This window comes from Streptomyces panaciradicis (assembly GCF_023516615.1).
Classification (GTDB): domain Bacteria; phylum Actinomycetota; class Actinomycetes; order Streptomycetales; family Streptomycetaceae; genus Streptomyces; species Streptomyces panaciradicis.
Map to the genome: position 1 here is coordinate 40089 of NZ_JAMGBF010000036.1, position 7558 is coordinate 47646.

Consider the following 7558-nt stretch of genomic DNA (forward strand, 5'->3'; position numbering starts at 1 on the left):
GGAGCGCATCCCCACAAGCGGAATCAGGAATTCCACGACGGGGCGTTCGTACCGCCGAACGGGTTCTTTCGACAACCGGCAGGTCAGGGACGTACGACGGCCGAGCCCTTGTCGATAAAGGACTCGGCCGCGAAATGGATGTAGGACACACGACGGTACGAGGAGATCTCACACAGATGGTGGATCACCGGTCGGCCGAATGATCCATACGCCGTTGATCACACATTCGATCAAGCGGTGCTGACCCTCAGGCCAGGGCCACGAGGTCCGCGTAGTCGGCACCCCACAGGTCCTCGACGCCGTCCGGCAGCAGGATGATGCGCTCCGGCTGCAGCGCCTCGACGGCGCCCTCGTCGTGGGTGACGAGCACGACCGCGCCCTTGTAGGTGCGCAGCGCGCCGAGGATCTCCTCGCGGCTGGCGGGATCGAGGTTGTTCGTCGGCTCGTCGAGCAGCAGGACGTTCGCGGAGGACACCACGAGCGTGGCCAGGGCGAGACGGGTCTTCTCACCGCCGGACAGGACGCCGGCCGGCTTGTCGACGTCGTCGCCGGAGAACAGGAAGGAGCCGAGCACCTTGCGGACCTCCACGAGGTCCATGTCGGGGGCGGCCGAGCGCATGTTCTCCAGGACGCTGCGGTCGGCGTCGAGGGTCTCGTGCTCCTGGGCGTAGTAGCCGAGCTTGAGGCCGTGACCGGGCACGACCGCGCCGGTGTCGGGCTGCTCGACGCCCGCGAGGAGCCGGAGCAGGGTGGTCTTGCCGGCGCCGTTGAGGCCGAGGATGACGACCCGGGAGCCCTTGTCGATGGCCAGGTCGACGTCGGTGAAGATCTCCAGCGAGCCGTACGACTTCGACAGGCCCTCGGCGGTCAGCGGGGTCCTGCCGCACGGCGCGGGCTCGGGGAAGCGGAGCTTGGCGACCTTGTCCTGCATCCGCACCGCCTCGAGGCCCGCGAGGAGCTTGTCGGCGCGCTTGGCCATGTTCTGCGCGGCGACCGTCTTGGTCGCCTTGGCGCGCATCTTGTCGGCCTGCGAATGCAGGGCCGCGGCCTTCTTCTCGGCGTTCTGCCGCTCGCGCTTGCGGCGCTTCTCGTCGGCCTCGCGCTGCTGCTGGTAGAGCTTCCAGCCCATGTTGTAGACGTCGATCTGGGCGCGGTTGGCGTCCAGGTAGAACACCTTGTTGACGACCGTCTCGACCAGGTCGACGTCGTGGGAGATCACGATGAAGCCGCCGCGGTAGGTCTTCAGGTAGTCCCGCAGCCAGATGATCGAGTCCGCGTCGAGGTGGTTGGTGGGCTCGTCGAGCAGCAGGGTGTCCGCGTCGGAGAACAGGATGCGCGCCAGCTCGATACGGCGGCGCTGACCGCCGGAGAGCGTGTGCAGGGGCTGGCCGAGGACCCGGTCGGGCAGGTTGAGCGCCGCGGCGATCGTGGCGGCCTCGGCCTCGGCGGCGTACCCGCCCTTGGTGAGGAACTCCGTCTCCTGGCGCTCGTACTGCCGCATGGCCTTCTCGCGGGTGGCGCCCTGGCCGCTGGCGATGCGCTGTTCGTTCTCGCGCATCTTGCGCAGCAGGACGTCCAGGCCGCGCGCGGAGAGGATGCGGTCGCGGGCGAGGACGTCGAGGTCGCCGGTGCGCGGGTCCTGCGGGAGGTAGCCGACCTCGCCGGAGCGCGTGATGGTGCCGCCGGCGGGGATGCCCTCGCCGGCCAGGCACTTGGTGAGGGTGGTCTTGCCGGCGCCGTTGCGGCCGACCAGGCCGATGCGGTCGCCCTTGGCGACCCGGAAGGTGGCGGACTCGATGAGGACTCGGGCGCCGGCGCGCAGCTCGATACCGGAGGCGGAGATCACGGACAGACTCCAGGGCGGATATGGGTGTTGACGGGTGGGCGGCTGAGGACGTTCCCGCCGTCTAATGCGCGAGGAGAATGGCCATGGGAGAAGTCTAACGGGGCCGTGCAAGCACTTTTCCGGCGTCCAGGTGTTCGTTACGGCACTCCTCAGCTGCCTCCGGTGTGCACCTGGAAGGCGGCCCGGCGCACGGCCTTGGCGAGGGCCGGGTCGGGGTGCGCGGCGGCGAGGGCGACCAGCACCTGGACGGTACGGGGGTGGCCGACGGCGCGGACCTCGTCGAGGAGCATCGGCACGGTGGGCTGCACGGCCGACTCCAGGTGCCGCACGAGCATCGGGGCCTCGCCGTGGTCGGCGACGGCGGCCGCGGTGTCCACCCACAGCCAGGTGGCCTCCTGCCGGGTGAGCACCTCGTGGGCGTCCTCGGCGTCGGCGCCGTCGTGCTCGGCCAGCCACAGCAGGGCGTACGGCCGCAGGGTGGGCTCCTCGGCGACGGCGCGGACGTCGGGCTCGGCGGGGGCGCCGACCACGCGCAGCGCCTCGAAGGCCAGGCCGCGCAGCAGGGCGTCGTCGCCGCGGGCGGCGGCGATGAGCTCGGTGACGGCGCTGCCGACCGGGCGGGCGGCGAGCCAGGCGCGGTACTCGGCGCGGGCCGCGTTCGGGCGGAGCTGGGCGCAGCCGCGCAGCATCTCCTCGGCGACGGCCTCGATGTTCCCGGCGGGGCTCTGCGCGGCCACGCAGATCTGCTCCAGCTTGACCCACACCGCCCAGCTGCCGAGCGGGGTGAGCGTGGCGTGCCCGTCGCCGTAGGTGAGGGCGCCGACGGAGGCGAGGGCGTGCAGGGCCCAGTCCAGGAGGGGGGCGAGCGGCGTGTCCTCGGACCGCGGGGGCTCGACGCGCTCGGGCTGCGGCCCGTAGGGGATCTCGCAGCGTTCGGTGCGCAGTTCGGTGACGCGCTGCTCCAGCAGGTCCAGGAGCTGCTCGACGGGGACGGGCCCGGCGGAGAGCTGGAGGAAGGAGAGTACCTGGGGCATGGCCGAGACGACCTCGGCGACGGCGGCGGGCTCGTGGTCCGCGGGCTCCGGGTACGCGAGCGACCAGGCGTCGAAGAGGGCGACCCAGCCGCGCAGCACGGCGCTGTCGTCGCGGTCCCACGCGCGCAGCCGCCAGCCGGGGCGGGCGCTGTCCCCGTGCACCTCGACGAGGCCGGCGAGGCGGGCGGTGTCCCAGTCGGCGCGGACCTGAGCGGCGGTCAGGCCGAGGTCCCCGGCCGCGCGTTCGGCGGTCGTGTCGGCGAGGGTGGCCTTGCCGTCTCCCGCGCCGTCGCTGCCCGGGCCGAGCGCGACGTCGGCCCAGCGGGCGACGCGGGCGGCGGCGGCCAGGTGGGAGCGCGCCATTCTGGCCAGCTCCGCGGGGGCCGGTGTGCCCTCCGGGGGGCGGGGCGCGGGGCGGCGCGGGCGCCGCTGGTTCACAGCTGTGGGGGCGGCGGCCAGGGGTCGGGGGCGGACGAGTCGAAGCCTGGAGTCGCGCGGGATACGGGACGTCACGGGTGCAGTCTTCCGGTTGACGGTCCGAAAACCCAAACGGAAGGTCACGGGCGGCGACGGGACTGGCCAAGGGCGGGCCCCCGGGGACGGCCCGGGACCGAGTTCAGGCCAGCGGTTCGACGTTAAACGGAACCGGGGCCAACGGTTCGGGCCGAGGGGGCCGGGGAGGTCACATCAGCGGGGTCAGGAAGCGGCGCAGCGCCTCCTCGTAGGCCTTCGGGTCGGCGTTCCACATGGCCGAGTGCGGGGCGTCCCGGACGGTGTGCAGGGCGACGAGGTTCGGGTGGGCGTCGGCGAGGCGGCGGGAGTGCTCCCAGGGGGCGAGGGTGTCGTCGGGGCCGTGGAAGAGCAGGGTCGGGACGGTGAGCCGGACGGTCTCGGCGGTGCGGTCGCGGTCGAGTCCGGTGCGGCCCTGGGCGGCGCGCACGGCGAGCGGCAGCAGGGCGCCGGGGGTGCGGTGGGCCGCGGCGAGGGCGCGCAGGGTGGTCGGCCAGTCGAGCACCGGGGAGTCCAGGATCAGTCCCGAGATCTTCCCGCGCAGACCGGAGTGCGCGGCGGCGCGCAGGGCCATGGCGGCGCCGGTGGACCAGCCGTGCAGGACGATACGTCCGGCGCCGTGGCTCATGGCGTAGCGGATGGCCGCGTCCAGGTCGCGCCACTCGGTCTCGCCGAGGTGGTTCAGGCCGTCCGGGGAGCGGGGGGCGCCGAGGTCGCCGCGGTAGGCGGGCGCGAGCACCGGGAAGCGCTGGCGGTGCAGGAACTCCATGACGTTCATGGGGAGTTCGCGGGTGGTGCCGAGGCCGTGCACCGCGATGACCCAGGTGTCGCGCACGCCGGGGACGAACCAGGCGGGCAGGGGGCCGAGTTCGCCGGGGATGTCGACGTCGGCGTGGTCCAGGCCGAGGGCGTCGCGGGGGTTGCCGACGTGGAGGTTGGGGGTGAACCAGACCTTGTCGCGGCGTTCGAGGGTGCCGTGCGTGACGCGCTCCAGCCGGCGCACGACGGTGTCGGCGGAGTGGTCGGCGGAGTCGAGCACGGGGCCGACGACCGCGTGGCTGGAGTCGCCCGCGAGACCGTAGACGCCTGGGCGCAGCGCCGCCAGGTGGCGGGTGAGGGTGACGCGGCCGGCCGCGGTGGCGTGCACGGTGAGGCGGGGCTCGGTGGGCAGGGGCCTGCCGGGCACCGTCTTGAGCGCGGCGCCGCTGGCGAGGCGGCCGGCGGCCACGGAGGCCGCGCCGGCGGCGAGGGCTACGGTGACGGCGGCGGCCGTCGCTTTGGCAGTACGCACCTGTCCAGTGTCCTGGCGGTGGGGGTGACCGGCCAGCGGAAGGCGGGAGCGGGGTGACGTCGTGCGGCGGCGATGTGGTGTGCTCACGCCCTCCCGGTTACCCCGTGACGCCCCCGTCAGCGCTGCCCGTACCCCTTCAGCTTCTCCCCCACCTCGTCCAGCTGTTCGCGGGTCAGGAGGTTCGGCGACAGGCCCGGCACCGAGGACGCGGTGAGCCACAGGCGGCACATCCACTCCAGTTGGGCCGTGCGGTCGTAGGCCTGGTCGAGGGTGGCGCCGTGGGCCATCGTGCCGTGGTTCTGCAGCAGGCACGCGGTGCGGCCGTCGAGGGCGTCGAGCATGTTCTCGGCCAACTCGCCGCTGCCGTACGTCGCATAGGGGGCGACTCGGACGGGTCCGCCGAGGGCGGCGGACATGTAATGGATCGTCGGGAGCTCGGGCACGAGGGTCGAGACGGCCGTCGCGTGCACGGCGTGGGTGTGGACGACGGCACGGGCGTCGGTGGAGCGGTGGATCGCGAGGTGCATGGGCAGCTCGCTGGTCGGCACCAGGGTGCCGAGGACCTGACGGCCGTCGAGGGCGACTCCTGTGATGTCGGCCGGGCCGAGGCGGTCGTAGGGCACGCCGGAGGGGGTGACCAGGACGGTGTCACCGACCCGCACCGAGACGTTGCCGGAGGTGCCGACGACCAGGCCGTCGGCGACGGTGCGGCGGGCCGTGGCGACGAGCGCCTCCCAGGCACGGGCCTCCTCGGGGAGGGCGGCCCTCCCCTGTCCCGGCGGCACGTCCCGCGCGTCCTGTCGGAGATCCCGCCCGTCACCCTGTTCCCGCCGCTGATCAGCCATACGGCGATCCTGCCAAAGAGGGTGCCGGACGTCTCCAGGCGCGTGCGATTCAGGGCGGAAGCCGCCCGTCCGAAACGCGCGGACGTATACAACCCGACGTGCTGCGGGCCGAGCGCGGACCGCACGACGCCCGGCGCCCCGTTTCCGACACCCTGATGCCCACCTCAGTTCATCTTCCGTTCACCCAGGTTATTTACGGTCAACCGTCCGATGACTTCGAACGATTGCCTGGGTAAATGGAAAACTTCTCGCTGATCCTCGCGATTGTGGTGGTAACCGCACTCGCGTTCGATTTCACGAACGGTTTCCACGACACCGCCAACGCGATGGCCACCACCATCTCGACCGGTGCACTCAAGCCCAAGGTCGCGGTGGCCATGTCCGCCGTGCTGAACCTTGTGGGCGCTTTCCTCTCCGTGGAGGTCGCCAACACGATCTCCAAGGGTCTCGTCGACGAGACCGGCATCCGTCCCGAGGTCATCTTCGCCGCCCTGGTCGGCGCGATCCTCTGGAACCTGCTGACCTGGCTGGTGGGCCTGCCCTCCAGTTCCTCGCACGCCCTCATGGGCGGTCTGATCGGCGCCACCGTCGCCTCGGCCGGCTTCGGCGCGGTCCACGGCGACGTGCTCGCGACCAAGGTTCTCCTCCCCGCGCTCGCCGCCCCGATCGTGGCCGGTCTGGCCGCGTTCCTCGCGACGCGCTTCTCCTACACCCTGGACAAGAAGGCCGACGGCAAGGCGGCGGCCAAGGGCTACCGCGCCGGGCAGGTCGCCTCCGCCGGCCTGGTCTCCCTGGCGCACGGCACGAACGACGCGCAGAAGACGATGGGCATCATCACCCTCGCCCTGGTCGCCGGCGGTGTCGTCGCCCCCGACGCCGACCCGCCCACCTGGGTCATCCTCTCCGCCGGTCTGGCCATCGCGCTCGGCACCTACATCGGCGGCTGGCGCATCATCCGCACCATGGGCAAGGGCCTGACCGAGCTGCGGCCGCAGCAGGGCTTCGCCGCCCAGACCAGCGCCGCCACGGCGATCCTGGCCTCCTCGCACCTCGGCTTCTCCCTGTCCACCACGCACGTCGTCTCCGGCTCGGTGATGGGCGCGGGCCTGGGCCGCAAGGGCGGTGTGGTGCGCTGGTCCACCGCGACCCGCATGCTGGTCGCCTGGGTCCTCACCCTCCCGGCCGCCGCGCTCGTCGGCGCGGGCGCCGAGTCCGTCACGGACCTCGGTGACTGGGGCACCGCCGTCGTCGCCGTCTTCCTGGTCGCCGCGAGCGCCGCGATCTGGAAGCTCTCGCGCCGCGAGGTCGTCGACGCGTCCAACGTCAACGAGACCGAGGAACCGCCCGGCGTGGTCACCACGGCCATCGCCGCCGTGATCCCGCCGCCCGCGGGCCCGGTCGGCGAGGAGCTGACGGCGACCATCTCGGCGCCGGCCACGTCCACGACCACGGAGTCGGCGGCCCCGCCGGCCGCCGTCTGAGTCCCGAGCATCCGGTAACGAAGGAATCAGCAGCATGAAGATCGACTGGGCAGCTCTGGGCTCCGTCTTCGGCGTCAGCCTCGCGGTCACCGTGGGTCTCGTCGCCCTGTTCACCCTCGGCGTGATGGGCCTGTCCCGCAAGGAGCGGGCCGTGGCCGAGGGCAACTCCGCGGCCCTCGCGGCGACCGGGGCCTACGTGGCCTTCGCGGGATGCGCGGCGGCCGTCGCGTACGGAATCTCGCTCATCATGAACAAGGCCTGAGCCTCGAACGCACCTGTGATGCCGGGACGGTGATCCGTCCCGGCATCACGCGTTCCGGTGACCCCGGCGACCCCCTGCGTGTGGGCCTCAGCACACTCCCGCGCCGCAGGTCAACGGCAAGTTGACTGCCGTTCGGGCGCATGGTGGACTGCCGGAGCCATGTACGGCGGCAAGGGAGGAAGCCGGTGCGATTCCGGCGCGGTCCCGCCACTGTCACCGGGGTAGGTAGCCCCGGGAGCCAGGAACTCCCACCGCCGGTCTCGTCGAACCAGGGCGCGGACACCCTGAG

At 72.5% G+C, this 7558-nt stretch carries 6 protein-coding genes and 1 riboswitch; of the genes, 2 read left to right on the top strand and 4 right to left on the bottom strand.

What is annotated here, in order from left to right:
- Positions 1-247 precede the first annotated feature (247 nt).
- The 4 genes from M8J74_RS14690 to M8J74_RS14705 all read right to left on the bottom strand — a co-directional run bounded on the left by M8J74_RS14690 (position 248) and on the right by M8J74_RS14705 (position 5526).
- Positions 248-1846 (bottom strand): ABC-F family ATP-binding cassette domain-containing protein, encoded by a 1599-nt coding sequence (locus M8J74_RS14690; protein ID WP_058926127.1) that lies wholly within the window; start codon positions 1844-1846, stop codon positions 248-250.
- 149 nt (positions 1847-1995) lie between these two features.
- Entirely contained in the window at positions 1996-3393 is a 1398-nt protein-coding gene (locus M8J74_RS14695; protein ID WP_249836820.1) for a hypothetical protein, read from the bottom strand.
- 169 nt (positions 3394-3562) lie between these two features.
- Positions 3563-4681, bottom strand: a complete 1119-nt coding sequence (locus M8J74_RS14700) for an alpha/beta hydrolase (RefSeq protein WP_249836821.1) — start codon at positions 4679-4681, stop codon at positions 3563-3565.
- A 116-nt stretch (positions 4682-4797) separates the two neighbouring features.
- Positions 4798-5526, bottom strand: a complete 729-nt coding sequence (locus M8J74_RS14705) for a class II aldolase/adducin family protein (RefSeq protein ID WP_249836822.1) — start codon at positions 5524-5526, stop codon at positions 4798-4800.
- 236 nt (positions 5527-5762) lie between these two features.
- Here M8J74_RS14705 and M8J74_RS14710 point away from each other — a divergent pair, with 236 nt between their 5' ends.
- Positions 5763-7007, top strand: a complete 1245-nt coding sequence (locus M8J74_RS14710) for an inorganic phosphate transporter (protein ID WP_249836823.1) — start codon at positions 5763-5765, stop codon at positions 7005-7007.
- A 34-nt stretch (positions 7008-7041) separates the two neighbouring features.
- Positions 7042-7269, top strand: a complete 228-nt coding sequence (locus M8J74_RS14715; protein WP_058926122.1) for a hypothetical protein — start codon at positions 7042-7044, stop codon at positions 7267-7269.
- Positions 7270-7396: 127 nt separating this feature from the next.
- Positions 7397-7536: riboswitch (cobalamin riboswitch) on the top strand.
- The last annotated feature ends 22 nt before the right edge of the window (positions 7537-7558 follow it).